This is a genomic window from Embleya sp. NPDC005575 (assembly GCF_040605455.1).
Lineage (GTDB): Bacteria > Actinomycetota > Actinomycetes > Streptomycetales > Streptomycetaceae > Embleya.
The window spans coordinates 1-20,049 of the sequence record NZ_JBEXCV010000157.1 but is presented as its reverse complement, the minus strand read 5'-3'; the positions used below and the strand labels follow the sequence as shown (position 1 = coordinate 20,049).

At 71.5% G+C, this 20,049-nt stretch carries 24 protein-coding genes and 1 pseudogene; 16 read left to right on the top strand and 9 right to left on the bottom strand.

The window, feature by feature from the left end; all coding sequences use genetic code 11:
• Positions 1-361 precede the first annotated feature (361 nt).
• From ABZS54_RS35010 to ABZS54_RS34970, 9 genes and pseudogenes are all read left to right on the top strand, one after another.
• A pseudogene (locus ABZS54_RS35010) lies at positions 362-703 on the top strand (hypothetical protein); the annotation flags it as partial.
• A gap of 495 nt (positions 704-1,198) precedes the next feature.
• Positions 1,199-2,137 (top strand): AraC family transcriptional regulator, encoded by a 939-nt coding sequence (locus ABZS54_RS35005; RefSeq protein ID WP_355545581.1) that lies wholly within the window; start codon positions 1,199-1,201, stop codon positions 2,135-2,137.
• Between the two features lie 77 nt (positions 2,138-2,214).
• Entirely contained in the window at positions 2,215-3,051 is an 837-nt protein-coding gene (locus tag ABZS54_RS35000) for a carbohydrate-binding protein (protein WP_355545579.1), read from the top strand.
• A gap of 620 nt (positions 3,052-3,671) precedes the next feature.
• On the top strand, positions 3,672-4,637 hold the full coding sequence (locus tag ABZS54_RS34995) for an ATP-binding cassette domain-containing protein (protein WP_355545577.1): 966 nt from the start codon (positions 3,672-3,674) through the stop codon (positions 4,635-4,637).
• Positions 4,637-5,479 carry an ABC transporter permease gene (locus ABZS54_RS34990; RefSeq protein WP_355545575.1) on the top strand — a complete coding sequence of 281 codons (843 nt, stop codon included), beginning with the start codon at positions 4,637-4,639 and terminating at the stop codon, positions 5,477-5,479. The genes ABZS54_RS34995 and ABZS54_RS34990 overlap by 1 nt, the downstream gene beginning before the upstream one ends.
• The gene (locus ABZS54_RS34985) at positions 5,476-6,687 is read left to right on the top strand and encodes a histidine kinase (protein WP_355545573.1); all 1,212 of its coding nucleotides are present in this window, start codon (positions 5,476-5,478) and stop codon (positions 6,685-6,687) included. The genes ABZS54_RS34990 and ABZS54_RS34985 overlap by 4 nt, the downstream gene beginning before the upstream one ends.
• Position 6,688: 1 nt before the next feature.
• Complete coding sequence (locus ABZS54_RS34980) at positions 6,689-7,357, top strand: response regulator transcription factor (protein WP_355545571.1); 669 nt, start codon at positions 6,689-6,691, stop codon at positions 7,355-7,357.
• A gap of 64 nt (positions 7,358-7,421) precedes the next feature.
• Positions 7,422-7,592, top strand: a complete 171-nt coding sequence (locus ABZS54_RS34975; protein WP_355545569.1) for a DUF6191 domain-containing protein — start codon at positions 7,422-7,424, stop codon at positions 7,590-7,592.
• Between the two features lie 121 nt (positions 7,593-7,713).
• A complete protein-coding gene (locus ABZS54_RS34970; RefSeq protein ID WP_355545566.1) occupies positions 7,714-8,406 on the top strand; it encodes an RraA family protein in 693 nt (230 codons plus the stop codon).
• A gap of 107 nt (positions 8,407-8,513) precedes the next feature.
• On the opposite strand, the gene ABZS54_RS34965 is transcribed toward ABZS54_RS34970, so the two are convergent.
• From ABZS54_RS34965 to ABZS54_RS34950, 4 genes are all read right to left on the bottom strand, one after another.
• Complete coding sequence (locus ABZS54_RS34965; RefSeq protein ID WP_355545564.1) at positions 8,514-9,647, bottom strand: PP2C family protein-serine/threonine phosphatase; 1,134 nt, start codon at positions 9,645-9,647, stop codon at positions 8,514-8,516.
• A gap of 211 nt (positions 9,648-9,858) precedes the next feature.
• Positions 9,859-10,638: a VOC family protein gene (locus tag ABZS54_RS34960; RefSeq protein ID WP_355545561.1), complete on the bottom strand. Its 780-nt coding sequence runs from the start codon at positions 10,636-10,638 to the stop codon at positions 9,859-9,861.
• Positions 10,639-10,937: 299 nt separating this feature from the next.
• A complete protein-coding gene (locus ABZS54_RS34955; protein ID WP_355545559.1) occupies positions 10,938-11,192 on the bottom strand; it encodes a hypothetical protein in 255 nt (84 codons plus the stop codon).
• A 61-nt stretch (positions 11,193-11,253) separates the two neighbouring features.
• Positions 11,254-11,454, bottom strand: a complete 201-nt coding sequence (locus ABZS54_RS34950; protein WP_355545556.1) for a DUF1918 domain-containing protein — start codon at positions 11,452-11,454, stop codon at positions 11,254-11,256.
• Between the two features lie 343 nt (positions 11,455-11,797).
• Between ABZS54_RS34950 and ABZS54_RS34945 the strand changes: the two genes are divergently transcribed.
• The gene (locus ABZS54_RS34945) at positions 11,798-11,977 is read left to right on the top strand and encodes a hypothetical protein (protein ID WP_355545553.1); all 180 of its coding nucleotides are present in this window, start codon (positions 11,798-11,800) and stop codon (positions 11,975-11,977) included.
• A gap of 32 nt (positions 11,978-12,009) precedes the next feature.
• Here the strand turns inward: ABZS54_RS34945 and ABZS54_RS34940 are convergent, their stop codons facing one another.
• The gene (locus ABZS54_RS34940) at positions 12,010-12,456 is read right to left on the bottom strand and encodes a DUF4267 domain-containing protein (protein WP_355545550.1); all 447 of its coding nucleotides are present in this window, start codon (positions 12,454-12,456) and stop codon (positions 12,010-12,012) included.
• A gap of 246 nt (positions 12,457-12,702) precedes the next feature.
• On the opposite strand from ABZS54_RS34940, the gene ABZS54_RS34935 reads away from it, so the two are divergent.
• From ABZS54_RS34935 to ABZS54_RS34925, 3 genes are all read left to right on the top strand, one after another.
• Entirely contained in the window at positions 12,703-13,224 is a 522-nt protein-coding gene (locus ABZS54_RS34935; RefSeq protein WP_355545583.1) for a MarR family transcriptional regulator, read from the top strand.
• A 99-nt stretch (positions 13,225-13,323) separates the two neighbouring features.
• Positions 13,324-13,815 carry a hypothetical protein gene (locus ABZS54_RS34930; protein ID WP_355545547.1) on the top strand — a complete coding sequence of 164 codons (492 nt, stop codon included), beginning with the start codon at positions 13,324-13,326 and terminating at the stop codon, positions 13,813-13,815.
• 88 nt (positions 13,816-13,903) lie between these two features.
• Entirely contained in the window at positions 13,904-14,767 is an 864-nt protein-coding gene (locus tag ABZS54_RS34925) for an SDR family oxidoreductase (RefSeq protein WP_355545545.1), read from the top strand.
• A gap of 110 nt (positions 14,768-14,877) precedes the next feature.
• On the opposite strand, the gene ABZS54_RS34920 is transcribed toward ABZS54_RS34925, so the two are convergent.
• Entirely contained in the window at positions 14,878-15,936 is a 1,059-nt protein-coding gene (locus tag ABZS54_RS34920) for an ornithine cyclodeaminase family protein (RefSeq protein WP_355545543.1), read from the bottom strand.
• Positions 15,933-16,292: a PhzF family phenazine biosynthesis protein gene (locus ABZS54_RS34915; protein WP_355545541.1), complete on the bottom strand. Its 360-nt coding sequence runs from the start codon at positions 16,290-16,292 to the stop codon at positions 15,933-15,935. Before ABZS54_RS34915 ends, ABZS54_RS34920 begins: the two co-directional genes overlap by 4 nt.
• Before the next feature lie 6 nt (positions 16,293-16,298).
• On the opposite strand from ABZS54_RS34915, the gene ABZS54_RS34910 reads away from it, so the two are divergent.
• Positions 16,299-17,063, top strand: coding sequence for a LysR substrate-binding domain-containing protein (locus ABZS54_RS34910; protein WP_355545538.1), 765 nt, complete (start codon positions 16,299-16,301; stop codon positions 17,061-17,063).
• Between the two features lie 388 nt (positions 17,064-17,451).
• Here ABZS54_RS34910 and ABZS54_RS34905 read toward each other — a convergent pair whose 3' ends face one another.
• Entirely contained in the window at positions 17,452-18,234 is a 783-nt protein-coding gene (locus tag ABZS54_RS34905) for a hypothetical protein (RefSeq protein ID WP_355545536.1), read from the bottom strand.
• Positions 18,235-18,409: 175 nt separating this feature from the next.
• Positions 18,410-18,892: a GNAT family N-acetyltransferase gene (locus tag ABZS54_RS34900; RefSeq protein ID WP_355545533.1), complete on the bottom strand. Its 483-nt coding sequence runs from the start codon at positions 18,890-18,892 to the stop codon at positions 18,410-18,412.
• Between the two features lie 245 nt (positions 18,893-19,137).
• Between ABZS54_RS34900 and ABZS54_RS34895 the strand changes: the two genes are divergently transcribed.
• Together ABZS54_RS34895 and ABZS54_RS34890 are read left to right on the top strand one after the other, a co-directional pair.
• On the top strand, positions 19,138-19,578 hold the full coding sequence (locus tag ABZS54_RS34895; RefSeq protein WP_355545530.1) for an Lrp/AsnC family transcriptional regulator: 441 nt from the start codon (positions 19,138-19,140) through the stop codon (positions 19,576-19,578).
• Between the two features lie 160 nt (positions 19,579-19,738).
• The coding region (locus tag ABZS54_RS34890) for a DUF6204 family protein (protein WP_355545527.1) at positions 19,739-20,049 on the top strand (311 nt) is incomplete at its 3' end.

The window sequence follows — 20,049 nt, the reverse complement described above, 5'->3', positions numbered from 1 at the left end:
GTACCGGACACCGGCCCCGCCGGCGTCCCGCGCGCGGCCGGCGTCGGCGCGGCGGGCGCGGGCGCGCTGATCATCCTCGGCGGCGGCGCCGTGCTGTTGACCAACCGGCGCCGAGAGGCCCACGCGCGGCGCTGACCACGCGCCCGACGCCCCACAGATGCCACCTCCGGTCCGGACGAAGCCGACGGGCCCGACCAACCCAACGACCGCCGCCGGGCCGGAGGTGGGCCACACACTGCCCGGCCGCTCCGCCGCTCGCCACTCCGCCGCAGCCCTTTCGTCGCGGCGCGATGGGCACACCACCGTCCCGCACCACCGGCCGCCCCACCCCCTTCCCGTCTCATCGACTGCGGGAGCACCCATGCGACGACCAAGTCCGCTCCGTACCCTGGCGACCGTGCTGACCACCGCGGCCGCGTCGTTGGGGCTCGTGTTGTCCGCCGGCGGCGCGGCGCGGGCCGCCCCGGAGGCGGCTCCGACCGCTACCCTCACGCAGGCCGCCGGCACCCCGATGCCGGCCCATGTGTTCGCGCCCTACTTCGAGGCATGGACCGGGGAGAGCCCGGCGACGCTGTCCGCGCAATCCGGCGCCAAGTACCTGACCATGGCCTTCATCCAGACCCCGAGCAAGGGGTCCTGTACGCCGTACTGGTCCGGAGACACCGGGATGCCGATCTCCCAGTCCACCTTCGGCGCGGACATCGCCGCGATCAGCTGAGACCGGGCCGCCGGGCGGGCCGCGCGGATCCGACCCCATCCGCGCGGCCGACCCCGAAGACCTTGTCGATCGCCCAGGAACGCCGGGCGTCGACTCGCGACCCCACCGCGAGCCGACGTCCGGTCACCGGCACGCTCGCACCGTACGGCCCGCCGCGTCGGTGCGATTCGGGCCGCACCCGCAGAACTCGCCCGCCCGCCGCCCGCGGACGCTCCGATCGGCTGATCGGCGGTGCGGCGAACGTGCCGACGCCTCCGGCGTGGGTCTGGCTTCGCTTGCGCCTGCGGCCGGATGCGTCTTCGTTTGCCAGTTCGTGACGGAGTGTGCGAACTCGCGGACGCCGGGTGTCGAATGGCCTGGCGTGACCGCTGATCGAGCGCCGGCCGCATCGTCCGAGAACCGCCAGGGGGCCGACATGACAAGGGATTTCCGCAGCGACGGCAGGCCGGGCAGGTCCGACGGACAGGTCGGGAGGAACCGATGAGTTCGCCCACCCAGCTTCGACCGACGGTTCCGCTGCATCGGCTGGAGGTACCCGCGCCGAGCATCCTGCCGTTCGCGATCGGGTCGTTCGACACGATCGGATCGATGTCCCGAGCCGACTTCCCACATCGGCACACCTTCTACGAGATCGCCTTCGTGACCGGCGGGCGCGGCACACACGTGGTCGACCTGGCGCCGAGAACGGTCGATCCGCCACACCTGTTCTTCGTCACGCCGGGTCAGGTGCACTTCTGGCATCGTATGCAAGGACTCACCGGCTGGGTCGTTCTGTTCAACGACGACTTCCTGCTCGCCCACCCCGAGGATCGGGCCACCTTCCGCGAACTGGCCGGGTATCCGAGGCTGCGGCCCACGTCCGACGCGGCGCCGGGGCTGGCCGGGGTGGTGGCGGAGATGCGCCGCGAATACGCCGAGCAGGGCGAGGGGTTCATCCCGATTCTACAGGCCTACCTGCATGTGCTGCTTCTGCGTGCCACCCGACTCGCGGCCCTGGACGGTCCGGACGCCGAGCCGGAACCGGACGCGGGCCCCACCGCCGTCATCGCGCAGCGCTTCGCCCGGCTCCTGGACGGGCCGGTGGACCCGGATCCCTTGGAGCGTACGGTCGGTGCGTACGCGGCCCAACTGGGCGTCTCGGTGGGGCATCTCAACCACGCGGTGAAGAGCGCCACCGGGCGCACGCCCGGCCGGATCATCCGCCAGACCCAGGTGGTCGAGGCCAAACGACTGCTCGCGGGCAGTGATCTGACGGTGCGCCAGGTAGCCGATCGGGTGGGTTTCGCGGACCCCGCGTACTTCTGTCGGTTCTTTCGTCGGGAGACCGGGAGCACGCCCGGCGAGTACCGCCGGGAGATCAACGCGAAGCACCACGAGGGCCGTGCTTTGTCCATCGACGCACCCGATGGCCGCGCATAGGTTCAGACCAATCGCGAGTGGGCTGGATCGATTCGCCTCGACCCGCTCACCCGTCCCCTCGCCGAGAAGAGGTCGCTGTGGACACCGACGACACCGATCAGGACGAGCCCGTCCGGCGCGGTATCACCCGCAAGAACCTGCTCAAGGCGGCCCTGGTGGCCGCACCGCTGCCGTTGCTCATCGGCGGTGTGCCTGCCCTGGCCCGGGCGCAGCGCGACCAGGGCAACACCCTGGAGCCGACGCCGTTCTGCCACGACGGCGACGAGCCGACGATCGACCAGACCGAGGGCCCGTACTTCAAGCCCAATTCGCCCGAGCGCTCGGTGCTCACCGGGCCGGGCACCCCGCTCACCGTGTCGGGGTACGTGTTCGGTCGGCAGTGCCAGCCGCTGGCCAACGTGCTGCTGGATTTCTGGCAGGCGGACACCAACGGCAACTACGACAACGTCGGATACACCTTCCGAGGCCACCAGTACACCAACGCCCAGGGCGCCTACAAGCTCACCACGATCGTGCCCGGCCTGTACCCGGGCCGCACCCGCCACCTGCACATGAAGGTGCAGGCGCCCAACCGCGGCATCCTCACCACGCAGACGTACTTCCCGGGTGAGCCGCGCAACAACACCGACACCATCTTCGACCCCCGGCTGCTGATGACGGTTCGCACCGTGGGCAACGGCAGGGAAGCCTCCTTCGACTTCGTGCTGAACATCAACGGTGTCCCGCCGACGACCACGCCGCCGACGAGCCAACCGCCCACCGACCCACCGGGCGGCACCTGGCGCGTGGGCACCAACTACGCGGCCGGAGCCACGGCAAGCTACGGCAGCCAGAACTACCGCTGCCTACAGGGCCACACGGCACAACCGGGCTGGGAGCCGCCCAACGTGCCGGCTCTGTGGCAGCGGATCTGATCGACAAACCTCGGGGGGAGGCGAGTCGATCCAGGGCCCCGGCGGCGCCACCCGCCGGGGCCCGACGCATCCGATGGATCCGGCATGGATCCGGCATGGATCCGGTTGGGCAGGGGTGGGCCGCACACGCACGTCCCTCGCAGTACACCGGGAGCCATCCACGGATGCCGGAACGAGGGGGCGAGGGTCCACACTTCGCGGTTCCGGTGCTGCCAAGCAGTATCGGGGAGCTTCCGAAGCACCGCCGAGCCTTCGAATCGAGGTCGACCCATGGGGTATTCCACCCTCCAAGGCCGGAGCCTGCTGTCCCTGCGCGACGTCGGTCCCCCGAAGCCGCGTCTTCGACCAATCCGAGAACCGCATGCACACCGCCAAGGCCCTGATGCAACTCACCATCGCGGGCTGAACCGAAGGACACGCCCGCCCCGACCGCCCTCACCCCGCGTCATCCCAGCGGCGTACCCGTTCACCCTCGGGGTGCACGAACGTCGTCGTGAGGTTCGCCCGCGCGGCGATCGTCGGGGCATCAACCGCCGGCTAGCGTTGAGGGCGGATCGGGCACCCGCCCGGGGCCCTCCGTCCGGAGGCGCCGAAGCACCGGAGCCAGGGAGACGGCAGCGATGATCAAAGCCGACGCACTCACCAAGCGTTACGGGCCCAAGACCGCCGTCGAAGGGCTGACCTTCACCGTCCGCCCCGGCATCGTCACCGGCTTCCTGGGCCCCAATGGGGCGGGCAAGTCCACCACCATGCGGATGATTCTGGGTCTGGATCACCCCACTTCCGGCACGGTCACCGTCAACGGCCGCCGCTACGCCGACCACCCCGCGCCGCTGCACGAGGTCGGCGCGCTGTTGGAGGCGAAGGCGGTGCACACCGGGCGCTCCGCGTACAACCACCTGCTGTCGATGGCCGCCACCACCGGAATCCGGGCTCGTCGAGTGCGTGAGGTGATCGAGATGGTCGGCCTGGACGAGGTGGCCCGCAAACGGGTCGGCGGCTTCTCGCTGGGCATGGGCCAGCGGCTCGGCCTCGCGACCGCGCTGCTTGGCGACCCTGCCACGCTGGTGCTGGACGAGCCGGTCAACGGGCTCGACCCCGAGGGCGTGCTGTGGATCCGGACGCTGCTCAAGTCGCTCGCCGCCGAGGGCCGCACGGTCTTCCTGTCCTCGCACCTGATGAGCGAGATGGCGCTGACCGCGGAGCACCTGATCGTGGTCGGTCGGGGCCGGTTGATCGCCGACACCTCGGTCGCGGACTTCATCCACAACGCCGCACCCGATCAGGTCCGGGTCCGCACACCGGACGCCGATCGGCTGCGCGCGCTGCTGTTCGGCCCCGAGGTGCGGGTTACCGGCAGCGAGCGGGACGTCCTGGAGGTCAGCGGGGTGTCCAGCGACGACATCGGCCGACTCGCGTCCGCACACGGCATCACCCTGTTCGAACTGGTCCCGCAGCAGGCTTCGCTGGAGGAGGCGTTCATGGAATCGACCCGCGACGCGGTCGAGTATCGAGTGTCCGAAGGCGCGCCCGGACCCGCCCGGACGGCCGGCGCCGCTCGCCGGCGAGACGGCGGGGTCGCCTGATGTCGGCCGGCATCGTCACCACCGGCGCCGGTCCCAGGTTCGTCTCCCGGGCCGCCGGCCGCGGCCGAGTCACCTTCGTACGGGTGCTCAACGCCGAGTGGATCAAGCTGCGCAGCCTGCGCTCGACCTTCTGGGTGCTGGTCACCGCGGTCTTTCTGGTGATCGCGCTGGGTCTGCTGGTCTGCGTGGGCACGGTCGACCGCTGGCCGAACATGAGCGCCGCGGAGAAGGCACGGCTGTCCCCGCCGAACGCGAGCCTGGCCGGGCTCTACCTGGCCCAACAGGCCATCGGCGTGCTCGGTGTCCTGGTGGTCAGCGGCGAGTACGCCACCGGCTCGATCCGGGCCACCATGGCCGCGGTGCCGCACCGGCTGCCGGTCCTGTGGGCCAAGACCGTGGTGTTCGGGACGGTCACCTTCGTCCTGATGCTCGGCACCTGCCTGGTCGCGTTCCTGAGCGGGCAGGCGGTATTGGCCAAGGAGCACATCGACGTCTCGCTCGGTGATCCGGGCGTGCCCCGCGTGGTCGTGGGCGTCGCGGTCTACCTCGCCGTCACCGGCATCCTGGCGATCGGCATCGGCGCGATCGTGCGCAACGCCGCCGGCGGCATCGCGATCGTGTTCGGGCTGCTGCTGGTACTGCCCGAGGTGGTCCGCGCGCTGCCGTCCGACTGGCAGGACCGCATCACCAAGTACCTGCCCAGCGAAGCCGGCCAGGCGCTCACCCGGTGGCATCCGGAAGAGGGCGCACTGTCCCCGGGAGCCGGCATCACGGTGTTCGTGCTGTACACCGCGGCGACGCTCGCGGTGGCGGCGGTGTTGCTCCGAAGGCGCGACGCGTGAACACGCTGCTTCGGCGGTATGGCGGCGAGCACGGGCTCGCCGTCGTACCGGCACGTGTGGTGACCTTCGCCCGCCGACATCCGATCTGGGCCGACACCACCCTCACGGCGGCCCTGCTGCTGCTCTTCGAGGCCGGGAACCTGCTGCGGCTGTCCGGCTGGGCGATGTTCGGGGTGGCCCTGACGCTGCCGCTCGCGCTACGCCGGCGGGCCCCGGTCGCGGTGTTCGCGGTGATCTCCATCGTGGCCCTCGTGCAATGGGTGGCCGACGCGCGCACCGGCGCGGACGCGAGTCTGCTGATCGCGTTGTACACCGTGGCCGCGAGCTGCGACCGGCGCCGGACGGTGTACGCGCTCGCCGTGGTCGAGGTGGGCGTCGTGCTGGCCATCGTGCGCTGGACCGCCGACGGATTCCGGTTCGGCGCGTTCGTCGGACTCAGCGCGATGGCCCTGACCGCGGCCGTGCTCGGCGCCAACCTGCGCACCCGGCGGCGCTACCTGGCCGCCTTGGAGGAGCGCGCCCAGCGCCTGGAACGCGAGCAGCAACAGCAGGCCGAGCTCGCGGTGGCGGCCGAACGCTCGCGGATCGCCCGGGAGATGCACGACATCGTCACGCACAACCTGTCGGTGATGGTGGCTCTCGCGGACGCCGCCACGATGACGGTGCACAGCAAACCGGAGCGCTCCGCCGCGGCGATGGAACAGGTCTCCGGCACGGGCCGGCAGGCGCTCACCGAGATGCGCCGCTTCCTGGGCGTGTTGCACGAGGACGAACCCGATGCCGCCCGGCACCCGCAGCCGGACCTGGCCCGGCTGGGCGCGCTCGCCGAGCAGGTGCGCGCGGCGGGCCTGCCGACCACGCTCACCGTGCAGGGCGACACCCGGAACGTGCCGCCCGGTGCGCAGTTGGCGGTGTACCGACTCGCCCAGGAGGCGCTGACCAACACCCTCAAGCACGCGCAGCCCGGAGCGAAGGCGCGGATCAGGGTCCGCAGTTCGACCGATCGATTGGAACTGAGCGTGGTCGACGACGGCCGCCCGCGCCCGATCGGCATCGGCGAGCGGGACGAACCGCGCGGTGGGCGGGGGCTTGCCGGCATGCGGGAACGGGCCGCCGTCTACGGTGGCGACGTGGAGGCCGGGCCGTTGCCCGGCGGCGGCTGGCGAGTGTCGGCGCTGTTGCACCTGATCGATCCGGGAGGATCCTGACGTGGCCATCGACGTGTTGGTGGTGGACGACCAGCCGCTGTTGCGGATGGCGTTCACGATGGTTCTGGACGCCCAGGACGACATGACCCTGGCCGGCGAGGCCGACTGCGGCGAGGAGGCCGTCCGGCTGGCCGAGCGGCTGCGCCCGGACGTGGTGTTGATGGACGTGCGGATGCCCGGCATGGACGGCATCGAGGCGACCCGGCTGATCAGCGAGCGCTGCCCGCAGACCAAGGTGCTCATCCTGACCACGTTCGACCTGGACGAGTACGCGTTCGCCGGGCTGCGCGCGGGCGCCTCCGGCTTCCTGCTCAAGAACGCGCTGCCCGCCGAACTCCTGGGCGCGATCCGCTCGGTGGCGGCGGGGGACGCGGTGGTCGCCCCGCGGATCACCCGCCGCCTGCTGGAGACCTTCGCGCACCGCCTGCCGCACCACGACGTCACGCCCGGCGCGGAGGACCCGCGGCTCGCCCAGTTGACCGAGCGCGAGCGCGGCGTGCTGATCGAGGTCGCGCGTGGCCTGTCCAACGCGGAGATCGCCGCCCGGCTGCACCTGTCGGACGCCACGATCAAGACACACGTGAGCCGGGTGTTGGCCAAACTCGGCGTCCGCGACCGGGTCCAGGCGGTGGTGGTCGCGTACGAGAGCCGCCTGGTGCAGCCGTTGTGAGCCCCGGCGCCGCGCGGGTCGGGTGCGTCCCGACACGTCGCGGCGCCGGCGGATTCGACGGCTGTTGTACCCGAGCAAGCGTGCGCAACTGGAGCAGCGTCGCGTCGAACCGGTGCTGCGCGACGACGAGCAGGACGGCGCACCCCGGCGCACCGGGATCGACCTGGACGCGGGCACGGCCCGGATCACGGTCGCCGAGCCGCGGCGCGGCCCGAGCCCCGATGCGGCGCCGTGAGTCGACGCGCCCGGTCGACCCGAGGCGTCGACGCGTCGAACCGGGCGTGGATAGCATCGCAGGGCTGTCTCGCCGCATTTGCGCGCGTCCTTCGGGACGACGTCGAGCCACGGAGGACGCCATGTTGAAGACCTTCGCCGAACTCTCCACGCCGCTCGTCGCGGACGCGTGTGTGCGCCAAGGTGTGCCGCTTCGGGTCGCGCCGCCGGGGATCGGTTCCGTGCTGCCCGGGCAGCGCATCGCCGGTCGGGTGTTGCCGGTTCGGCACTACGGCAGCGTGGACGTGTTCCTGGAGGCGTTCGGTGCGGCCGAGCCGGACGACGTGTTGGTGATCGACAACGGCGGCCGTACCGACGAGGCGTGCATCGGCGATCTGGCGGTCCTGGAGGCCGAGGCGGCCGGGGTGGCGGCCCTGGTGGTGTGGGGGTTGCACCGCGATACACCGGAACTGGTGGAGATCGGCCTGCCGGTGTTCAGTTACGGCAGTTTCCCGCCCGGCCCGATGCGGCTGGACGAACGCGAGTCCGAGGCGCTGACCACCGCCCGGTTCGGGCCGCACCTGGTGAGCACCGACGACCTCGTCTTCGGCGACGAGGACGGCGTGCTGTTCCTCGCCGTCGACCGGGCCGACGAGGTGCTCGCGACGGCCCATGGCATCCGCGACACCGAGCGCGAACAGGCCCGCCGGATCCGGGCCGGCGAGACGCTGCGTCGACAGACCACCTTCGACGACTACCTGGCCCGTCGCGCGAGCGACCCGTCGTACACGTTCCGCCGGCACCTGCGCAGCACCGGCGGCGCGATCGAGGAGTAGCCCGCCGCCGGCCCGTCGGCCGAACGGCGTTGCCGGGCACGCCAATCGGGGAAACGCCGACCGGATCCGGTGCCGCCGATCGCGCCGGTCGACCCGCCGCGTCGGGATCAGGACGCGGGAGGGGACTTCGGCGGGTCGGGGGCGCGGGCGAGCGCCAGGACCAGCGCGTCGTCGGCGAGCCGCAACAGACCGACGTGCCGCACCAGGTCGTCGCCCAACCGTTCCACCGCCACGACCGGATCCGGCACGGTCGGCCGGCCCTCGCCGAACAGTGCCCGGATCCGGTCGACCAGCGGATAGTGCCGGCCGCCCGCGTCCCGCGCGTCCGCGAACCCGTCGGTCAGCAGCAGCAGCAGATCGCCCTCGCCGAACGGCACCACCCAGGGTCGGGGCGGCTCCGGATCCAGTTCGCCCAGGCCCAACGGCAGGCCGGGTTCGGGAGGTTCGAGCACGTGGACGGCACCGTCCGCGCGAATCGCCACCGGCTCCTCGTGCCCGCGATGGGTGAAGGCCACGTGTTCGGGACGGACCTCGACCAGGAGTGCGGTGACGAACCGGTCCGCGGGCGCGTTCCTGGTCACGCTGGTGTCGACGCGGCGCGCCACGGTGCTCAGTTCGGGTTCGTCGTAGGCGGCCTCGCGAAACGCGCCGATCGTGATCGCGGCCGTCCGGACCGCACCCAGGCCCTTGCCGAGCACATCGCCGATGATCAGCCGCACCCCGAACGGCGTGTCCAGCGCGATGTAGAGATCGCCGCCGAGCTCGGCCTCCTCGGCCACCGCGAAGTAGCGCACGGCCAGGCGCAGGCCGCCGAGCTTGTCGCTCGGCGGCAACAGGATCGCCCGCTGCGCGGCGACGGCCACCTCGGAGACGGCGACCAGGGCCCGTTCGCGGCGGATGCGGGCGGCGGACAGGTACATGGCCAGCCCCGTCGCCATGACGTACATCCAGGTGCTGACACGGAAGAGGTCGGTGTACTCGGCACCCAGATATCCGTCCCGCGAGGCCAGCCAGTAGCGCAGCGGTAGCGAGACGCCGCCGATGACGAGGATCGCCAGGGGTGGCGCGGTGGCGGCGGCCAGGGTCGGCGCCAGGAGGAGGAACGGGTAGTAGGCCGTCGAGGATCCGGTCACCAGATCCACTGCCGTGACGACGACGAGAATGCCCACGGGCAGCCAGACCTGCCGGGCCGCCGACCGGATCGCCGCCCCGACCCCACGTTGCGGTGCCAGGTTGCTCATTGGTGCGTCCATGATCGCGAGGAAGGCGGCGACGTGTCGCTTCGCACCCGCCGAACAGGTGAAGCCGCCCGAACGGACGTGATGGGCGCCGTGGAGCCGCCGGCTCCCGGGACGCCCATCACCGTGCACGGGCCGCTTCGTCGTCGGCGCGACGCGCGTTCGCCGGGCGGGATCCGGCACGACCGGCCGCCCGGGTGTCGTCGATGGGCGACTACTGGGGCTGGGGTGCGCTCCGGATGATGGCGAAGGGAGCGCCGAACGGGTCGGCCAGCCAGGCGAGGCGACCGACCTCCGGGACGTCGGCGGCGGGCATGAGCACCGAACCCCCGTTGTGCCGGGCCCGCTCCACGACGTCGTCGGGGTCGGCGACCTCGAAGTACGCGATCCAGTGCGGGTCCTGGCCGTGCGAGTCCGGAACGATGCCGCCGAAGGAGGTGTCCTGGGGGTTGCCCTCGGCCGTGGACAGCACGGTGTAGGTCATCCCGGGCATCTCGAACTCCTGCGAACGCCAACCGAACAACCCTCCGTAGAAGGAGAGCGCCGTGGCGAGATCGGCGCCGTGCAGCTCGACCCAGGCCGGCGAGGTGGGCTCGCCCAGCAGCTCCGAGCCCTGGAAGGTACCGGGCTGCCAGATGGCGAAATCGGCGCCGGCCGGGTCGGTCAGCGGCGACATCCGGCCCATCTCCATGACGTCGAACGGCTCGACCCGGACCGTGCCACCGCCCTTCTTGACGGCTGCGGCGGTGGCGTCGGCGTCGGGCGTCTCGAAGTACACCGTCCAGGCGGAGGAGGCGCCCTCCTCGGTGAGTGGACCGAGCCCGGCGATGGTCATGCCCTCCTGTTGGAAGAGCCCGTAGCCGCCCGCGTCGGGTCCGGCGGATTGGAAGTCCCAGTCGAAGACGGCGCGGTAGAAGGCGGCCGCCGCGGTGGTGTCGGGGCTGCCGAGATCCAGCCAGTTCGGCGAACCCTTCACAAAGTCGGTGCTGAGCACGTCGCTCCTTCGTCGGGCCGTTTTCGACCCTGATGACATGTGTTGTCGTGACGTGTCCAGTCTGACTCCGGGACCCCGCACCGGGCCCGCAAGTGCGCGACCCGGGGCCCGGGGTGTCGCCCTTCCTGCTCCGTACGAGTGATTCGACCGGTCACAGGGATGCCAGGCCGTCGAAGACCTCGGAGGAGATGTTCGAAGCCCATCGATGCATGAATATGTTTCACTCGACATACATTTTGCAGGGCGGGCGCGGGCTGTCCAGGGAATTGGGGCGGCGATCGGCGGCGCGGGTGATGTGCTCAGGAGATGACCGCTCGGGGGATGACCCTGACCGGCCGGCGGGCCGAGCGCACCAGGCGGATTGCGAGGGAGCCGATGAGCCGGTGATCGAAGTGTTCGGAGGCGCCGGTCGGCTCCGCGCCGCCGCGCCGGGCCTGGCCCAGGGCGTAGTCGGCGGCGCGGAGCGAGGTTCGGGAGCCGTCGACGCCGACCGGCACGGCCCGCGGCCCGTCCGTACCGAACTCGAACGCCGGCGGCGGGACGGGGCTGGTCACGAGGGCTCCTCGGGAGAAGTGCGGGCGAGTGCGTCGCTCGCGGGCCGGCTGCCGGGGTGCGCTACTCGGAGTCGGCGGCGTTGCGGTGCTCGACCACCGAGTCCGGGCCCGGCGACATGATCGTTTCGTGGCCGTCGGCGGCCCGCACCCGATACGGGGGTGTGCCGTCGGGGCCCAGCACTTCGATGATCTCCACGAAGTGGTCGTGACGGCCGACGACTCGGCCGTGAATGAGAAGGCGATCGCCCTTGGTGGCGTGCATGCGGCCTGGCTCCTCTGGGTGGATGGCGTGCGACAGACCCCCGGGTATTCGTATGGTAACAGGCTGATCACATTGGGTGAGTGATGGATAAGGTTGGTCGGCGTCGACGGCCGGAGTCTCGGCCCGGTTCCTCTTGCAGTGCGTAGGATTTTCTGCCCGATGAGGAGACGCCTGCGATGGCGCGGCTTGCACATGGCGGGTCGGCGGACCCGGTGGGCCGTGGTCGACTGCCCACACGGCGGCGTTTCGTTCCGGGTGGAACGGCGATTCGTCACGGGCCCGGGCCGTTGTACAGGCCTCGCGCGAGGGCCAGGCCGGCTCGGACGGGATCCTGGTCGGTCACGTGCGGGCGAAGGCCGGCGCGGCGCCGGCCACGATCGGTGTGGGCACTGCGGAGTACGCACAGATCTGCACGATCAGCCGCAGCACGCTCGTCGGGATCAGCGTGCGCGGCGGGGCCGACGACGACTTCGGGCTCACGTGGTTGCCGATGGGAACCGGCCGCCTGGCCCCCGCCGACTGAGCGGATCGAGGGCGGGGCGGCGACGGAGTGGGTCAACGCGCGGCCGGGGCGGGGACCCGGGTCACGGCGGCGGGCGCGGTCGCCGAAGCCGGGGCCGCCGGACGCTCGCGCAGCAGCAGGCCGGCGGTCAGCGCGACCAGGACGGCGGTGAGGCCGTGGATGCCGAAGGCCTTGCCGGCCGAGCCCTCGTTGCTCAGCACGATCACCATGTCGCCGGCGGGCACGAAGGAGATGGCCAGCATTGCCCACCCCAGCGCCCGCCGGTGGCCGGTCGGCAGGAGCGCGAAGATGATCAGCCCGGTGCCGATGTCCCGCACGCCCTTGACGGCCAGGAACGCGGTGCCCTCGTGCTCGGGCCAACTCGGCAGCCCGAACCCGGACGCGCTCGACTGCGGGGCGATCAGGAAGGCGACTCCGATGTAGATGATGAACAGGCCGCCGAGCGCGGCCAGGGCGGTGGTGAGGTTCTTGACGTTCATGCTGGTCTCCCCGTGAGGCGGTGGTCCGGGTCGAGCGATTCGTGAGCGAACCGTCGGCCCGGGAGGCGGTCTTCGTCGTCCTGGGAGAACTCTCGCCGGGGAGTCCTGGAAGACACATGGAAGCGACTTGGAGCGTGGTCCGCTTGGTGCTCGGTGTGTTGACCAGTGTGTTGACCAGTGTGTTGACCAGTGTGTTGACCGATGAAGTGATTAGGGGCCATACTAAATGTCGTGGAACGCGAACCGATGCCTGAGGACACCCCCACGCTCGACCAGGCGGCGTATCAGATCCGGCGCTATGGGCTCGATGTCGACCCGCAGGCCGTGTTGGTCGCGGTGCGGCTGATGGCGGCCGGCGCGCGGCTCGGCCAGGCGGTCGAGGTGCACTTCTCCCGGTTTGGTCTGTCCGCCGGGCGCTACCGGTTGCTGGCCGCGTTGGAGGACGCCGACGGGGAGATGTCCCCTTCGGGGCTGGCGGACGTCCTCGGTGTGTCCCGGGCCACCGTGACGGGACTGATCGGCGGCTTGGAGCGGGAGGGTCTGGTGCTTCGCCGACCGTCCGCCGAGGACGGCCGCTCGGCCGTGGTGGTGCTGACCGCCCGGGGTGCGCGCAGGATGCGCGAGTTGGCCCCGGAGCACTTCGGCCGGTTGCAGGAGATGGTGGGCGCGCTCGATCCCGAGGAGCGCACCGTCTTCCTGAATCTTCTCGGCCGGCTCGTCCGCGGGATCCCGGCGCTGACGCGTGAGCGTTCGGCGCGCGAGGAGTAGCACCACACCATCCGTTCCATCGCCGTCTCGGCGGCCCGTCGCGTTTGTGCGGGCTGCCGAGTCGGATTCGCTCGACCATATAATTAGGGAGCTAACTATATGACGAAAATGGAGGCCGACAACCGCATGGGACAAGGCCGTTCGTCCGCCGGGGACTCCGGTCCGACGCCGTTCACGCTGTGGCGCGAGGTGCTCGTGGCGTACCTGGCTCCCGCCCTCATGGCCGGCGCCGGCGGCGTGGTCGGCGGGCAGCCGGATCTGGTCGTCGCGGCCTGCACTTCGATCGCGGGCACCTCGGCGATCGTGGCCGCGCTCGTCGGCGGCCGGCTGCGCCGGGTCGGTGTTCGACGCACATGGCTGACCTCGACGCCGCGAGTGGTCCCGCCCCTGGTGCTGGCGACCGCGGTTACCGCACTGGCGGCCCTGGTCGGCTGGTTCGTCGCCGGCCACGTACCCGAACGCATCATCCCGCACCACGGCTCGTGGCCCGACCGCCTACGCCTGGATCTGCCGCTTTCGGCGGCCCTGGCCACCACCATCGTCACCTGGCGCTGGCGCGGGGCGATGCGGGATCGGCGACCGACCGCATAGGCCGGATCGACCGACCGACCGCATAGACCGGATCGACCGAGCGGCCGGATCCGGCCGTACCACCCCTCACCGGAAAGACAGGACACACATGATCGTCGTCATGGGCGCCACCGGCGCCACCGGAAGTGCCCTCCTGCACCGCCTCGTCACCCTGGGCATACCGAGCCGGGCGCTCGGCCGCGACCCCGAACGGCTGCGGGCCGGTCTGGACGACGCGGCGCGTCGACTGGTCGACGTCCGGGCCGCCGACGCGGACGACCCGTCGTCGCTGCACGATGCCTTCCACGGCGCCCGCCGACTGTTTCTCGCGATGGCCAACAGCCCCGCGCAGCAGGAACAGGAGACGCGCGCCATCCGTGTGGCCGCGGCCGTCGGCATCGAACACGTCGTCAAACTCTCCGCCCCGGCCGCGACGGCGGACTCCCCGGTCGCGGTCTCCCGATGGCACCACGCCATCGAGCAGACCCTCCGAGACAGCGGTCTGCCGCACACGGTGCTGCGCCCGTACGCGTTCATGCAGAAGTTGGCGACGCTCGCACCGACGATCGCGCAGGGCGTCGTACACGGGACCATGGGGAACGCGGCGTGCAACTACGTCGACTGCCGCGACATCGGCGACGTGGCCGCCGAGGTGCTGATCAGACCGGAACTCGGGGGGCGCACGTACACGCTCACCGGGAGTCGAACCTTCAGCTACCCGCAACTCGTCGAGCTGCTGGGGCGCGTCCTCGGCCGACCGATCCGCTACATCGACCTGTCGCCCGAGGCCATGCGGCACAACCTGATCGAACGCGGCGGGCTGCCGGACTGGCTCGCCGCCCACGTGGTGGAGATCCAGCAACTGGCGGTGAACCGGCCGGAGGAGCCCACCGACACGGTCGCGCGCCTGCTCGGCAGGCCGCCTCGCACCTTGGAGGCCTTCCTCGACGAGAACATCGAGCTCTTTCGCTGAGCGTGGTGTGTCGGGTTGTGCGGGACGCCGGGGCCGCACCGGGTGCGCGTGTGCAACCCGATCTCGGATAGGTGCCGAGCAGACCCGGGCCGTGCGCGAGGCGTCGCGGATCAGCGCCGCCGCACCGGGTCCGCGGCGTCGGTCAGGTCCAGGGCGGATGCCGGAGTTGGTCGGTGGGGCGTGGGTGCTGCTCGGAGCCGGTGCAGGGCTGTTTCGGCGGCGGCGAGGTCCTGGGCGCCCAGGCCGATCAGTTTGGCGATGGTGATGTCCTCGCGGGCTGGGCGGCCGGGTCGGCTGCCGAGCACGAGATCGCCCAGTTCGGTCTCCACCTCGGCCGCGGTGATCGCGCCCGCGTCGAGGGCCGCGCGCAGGTCGCCGGCGAACCTGCCCGCCTCGATGCGGCTGTCGACCACGACCAGGTCGGCCCGGCGGAAGCAGTCCGGGTCGAGTTCGGCCTTGCCGGGATCGTCCGCGCCGATCGCGGTGACGTGTTGGCCCGGCCGCAACCACGGGCCCGCCACGACCGGTTCCCTGCCGGCGGTCGCGGTGACGATCACGTCGGCCGCACGGACCGCCCGTTCGGCATCGGCCACGACGGATACCGCCCAGTTTGGTCGGGCGGCTGCGAGCGCGTTTTGAAGTCGTCGGGCCGAGGCGGGATTTCGGCCCCGGACCAGCACCGTGTCGATCGGTCGTACGGCGCCCGCGGCGAGGGATTGGAGGTATGCCTGGGTGCCGGTGCCCAGCACCGCCAGTACGGTCGCGTCGGCGCGGGCCAGTAGTCGGGTGGCCAGGGCGCCGGCGGCGGCGGTGCGGACGTCGGTGAGGTGATGCTCGTCGCGCAGTAGGGCGATCGGCTCGCCGGTGGTCGCGTCGTGCACCACGACGTATCCGTCGGCGGCCGACCGCCCGTTCCTCGCCCGGGCCGTGAACCACGTGCCCACCTTGACGGTGAAGATCGAACGACCGGGCAACCAGGCCGACTTCACGTGTACGTCGCCTTCGTCGCCGGCGGGCGCGAAGACCGAGATGGGTGCTTCGCCGAGCCCGGTGCCGAAGTCGGCGAGGGCTCGGGCCACCGGCTCGATCAGATCCTCGAAGCCGATCGCACGGCGGATCGGGTCGGCGTCGAAGATCCTCGGTTCGGATTCCGTGCCCGGCCCGCTCATTCGGGCCGGCCCGGCGGCAGGGCGTGCAGGGTTCCGATGCCCACCATCGAGACCGCGCCGCCGACGACGACTCGCTCCACGTCCTCGGGAGCGCCGTGCGCGGCGATCGTCAGGGTGCTGGGTCGGCCGACGAACCGGCCCTGGGACAGCGTGAGTTCCGCTCCGGCGTGGGTCCGGCCGTGGCGCAGCAGGTAGGCCGCGACACATCCGGCCGCACTGCCGGTGGCGACGTCCTCCAGGACGCCGTCGTTGTTCCAGTGCCGACCCTCCGGCGCGCGCGCGTCCAACACGTAGGCGAACCGGGCGCCGAATGTGGCGACATCACCGGTGCCGCCACCGCCCTGCGGCTGAGCCAACCCGCGGTGAGCCAGCGCCTGCAACGCCTGGAACAGGCGGCGGGCGGGCGCCTCCTGGTCCGTGGTGCGCACGGGACCCGGCTCACCGAACCGGGCGAGCGGCTGCTGGCCTACGCGGAACGCATGCTGGCGCTGCACGACCAGGCCCGTACGGCGGTCGAGGGCGGCGACGAGGGGCCCGCCGGGCGACGGGCCATCGGGCTGCTCGAAGACCTCGCGATCACCACGCTGCCCGCCGTCCTGGCCGACTTCGCGGTGCTGCATCCGCGGATCGAGCTGGAGGTGGTGATCGGCCCGGCGATCGAGCTGCGCCGGCTCTCCGACCAGGGGCGGTTGGACCTGGTGTTCGGCGATCCGATCGTGATGTCCGGTGCCGCGCTGCGCTGGGAACGCCGGGTGCCGCTGGTGTGGGCCGCCGCGCCGGGGCTGGATCCGCTCGCCGATCCGCTGCCGCTGGTGCTGTTCTCCCAGCCGTGCCAGTGGCGGCAGCCGGCCCTGGACGCGCTCGATCGGCACGGTCGCCACTGGCGGGTCGCGTTCCAGAGCACCAGCGTGCACGCCGTCCAGGCGGCGATCTCAGCCGGGATCGGGGTCGGCGCGCTGCCGGCGGCCAACCTGCCCCCGGGCGCGGCACGGCTGTCCGCGTCGCACGGCCTGCCCGCCGCGCCCACCGTCGACATCGCCATCTCGCGGCGCGCGGACACCGACACCGACCCGGCGCTGACCAGCCTGGAGCAACTGTTGCGCCGGGCGGCAAGCGCGTCCGACTGAACCCGCGCCCGTGGTCGCCGTGCCGATACCGATCACGGTGCGCCTCGCGGTGCCTGCGCGTCGAGCGTGATCGCGCGGACGGGGCACATCGAGGCGGCACGAAACGACTCCGCCCCGGACGGCGGGGTCGTCCGGGGCGGGTTTTGCGTCAGGTGGCGGGTGGATGTGGGTGCTGTCCTCGATCGGGGTCGTGCAGGGCGGCGAAGTTCACCCTGCACCCCAAGGACTGGAATGCGTAGGTGAGTTGCTCGTAGTGCCCACGTCGGTCATCGAGTTCCCCGGTGACCTGTGCGGTGCGCGGGATCGGACCCGGGCCCGGCCCCGGTCCGCATCCGGCCGCGCCGGAGGATGGCTCGGCCGCTTCGACCCGGCGGGGTGTCGGGTGCGCTCAGCGGCCCAACTGGGTGTAGGTCTTGAACGTGTACAGGCCGTCCAGGGTGACCGAGTTCGCGCCGCCGGGCGAGGGCAGTCGGTTGCGGTGGTTGAGGATCGGGCCCAGTGGGCCGCAGTTCGTGGCGGCGGGGATCGCGACGGTGTTGTCCCACAACGTGCCCTTGAGGATGGGCGGCTCCTTGGACACCCACTCGTTGGGGCCTTTGCGCATCATGGTGAGTCGGATCGGGTGCTCGGCGGTGCCGATCGAGCAGCCCTGCGGCAACAGCGGACCGCTCAGCGCGAGGGTCACGTCCAGGCCGCCGGCGGCGGTGCCGTGGGAGAGGAAGTCGAACCAACCGCCGTACCTGGTCTCGACGTTCACGCCCAATGCGGGAGCCTGCTCGGGCAGTCCGGGGATGCCGAGCAGGCCGCCGGTCGCCGGGCTCGGTGTCGCGTGCATCGCGCCGAAAACCTGCCCGGTCGAGCCGTCGGGCAGTGGCCCCTCGGCGTGGGTGATGGTCATCGGGCGGAGTGGGACGGTGAGTCCACCCAGCCGCATCTCGCCGGTGGAGACATGCACTTCGCAGCGCCACTTGTCCGGGTTCGCGTTCGCCGGCAGCGCGGGGCAGTCGGTGAAGTCGAACGTGGGCAGCGGCGCGGCGGTCGGATTCGAGGCGGATCGGGGCGCCGGTCGACTGTCCGCCAGGGCCGGAGCGGTGCACAGTCCCACGGCGCCGAGTGCGAGGCCGGCACATGCGGCGGCCCTGGCCAACCTGCGGTTTCTCCTGCGGTCCACGGTGATCGTCCCCTGTTTCGCTCGGATGACTGATTCCCCTCGAAGGTAGGGAAGTTCGGCCCCCGGCAATATCCGGCGACCCCCAGACTCCGGGTTGGTGCCAGCCCCCGCCCCGGTGTGGTGCCTGCCGCATTGAAGACAAGCCCAGGGGGACAGCGGCGGATCGGTGGGCGATTCAGGCCAGTTGCTTGTAGTAGAAGCTGCAGTCTCGGAGTGCGCCGGCGGGGTCGGCCGCGTATCGGGGGACCACGCCGTATCGGATCCAGCCGGCCGCGCGGTAGAGGTGGTCCGCGGTGCTCTCGGTCTCGGTATCGAGCAGCAGGAGGGTGGCGCCCGCCCGGGCGGCGGCCCGTTCGGCGGTGGCGAGCAGGGTACGGCCCAGGCCGTGGCCGCGGGCGTCGCGGTGCACCATGAGCTTGACCACTTCGGCGCGGTGCCGGCCGTTCGGCTTGTGCTCCAGGGCCAGGCTCACGGTGCCGGCGATGCCGTCCGCGCCTCGGGCGATCCAGACGCTCAGACTGCCGTCGGCGACCGCCGACTCCCGTCCGCGCCACCAACTCGCCGCCGCGGTCGCGTCGAAGGGTGCCACGAAACCGAGCGAGGAGCCGTCCGTGACGATGTCCGCGAGGAGGTGGGCCAGGCCCTGTACGCTACCCATGGCCCAGCTCCTCCCGATCCGTTCGACGCGTCCTGGCAGCGCCGCGCCCGGGATCTCGGCGGAAGCGTATCGGGCCGAAGGCCTTCCCCCACGGGCACTCGCGGCGATCGGCGCCGGCTCGAACGCTCGGAACATGGGCGCAAGCAACTTGCGGCGGATCGCTCCCAGGCCGCAAGATTCTTGCCTGCCGGTCAGGTTCCTGGCCTGGTATTTGCGTGGCAGCGCCGAGGAGGGGAGCGCCGAGCATGGCCGAGATCGACAGCATCGACCACACCATCCTGCGCATGTTGCGTGAGGACGGACGGCGGACCTTCTCCGAGATGGCGGGCCGGATCGGCCTGTCCGTCGCGGCGGTCAAGCGCCGGGTGGATCGACTGCGCGAGGAGGGTGTGATCACCGGCTTCACCGTCCAGATCGATCACGCCAAACTGGGCTGGGGCGTCGAGGCGTTCACCGAACTGCGTTATCCGGGCAGCATGCCGGTCGGCGAGATCGTCCGCACCGCCACGGACACGCCCGAGGTGCAGGCGGTCTACACGATCGCGGGCGACCCCGACGCGCTCATCCACGTCCGCGTCCGCGACATCACCCACCTCCAACAGGTGATCGACCACCTCCGCCGCAGCGGCAACGTCACCGGTACCAAAACCCTCATGGTCCTGGGCTCCTGGACCAAGGAAAGCTGACCACCCCACCTCGGCGTCCGCGCGTCCCCGTGTCGGCGCGCCCCTGCGCCCCCGCCTCGCGTCCGTATCCCCCCGCCCGTGTCCGCGCTTCCTCGCCGGTGCGCGCTGCGGGCTCCTCGCGGCTCGGTATTCGGGTTGAGGTGGTGACTAGGGTTTGCGTATGAGTGAACGTACTTTTCGGATCACCGTCCGAGGCGCCTTCGACGGGCTGAGGGATGAGCAGCGGGCGGCGTTGGTGGCCGAGGCGGCCGAGCACGACGTGTTGCAGGCCGCCTTCACGGCGGAGGGGCATCTGACCTACGACGTGGCCGCGCGGCCCTTCTTCACCTTTCGCTTCCTGGACTCCGGGGAGGCCGAGGAGGACATCGTCCCGGGCGGTCGCCCTCGACCAGGTCCGGGCGGGCTTCGCGCACGGCTGGCAGGTGATCGCGCACGTGAACGGCGACGAGGCGATCGCCCAACTCATCCGCT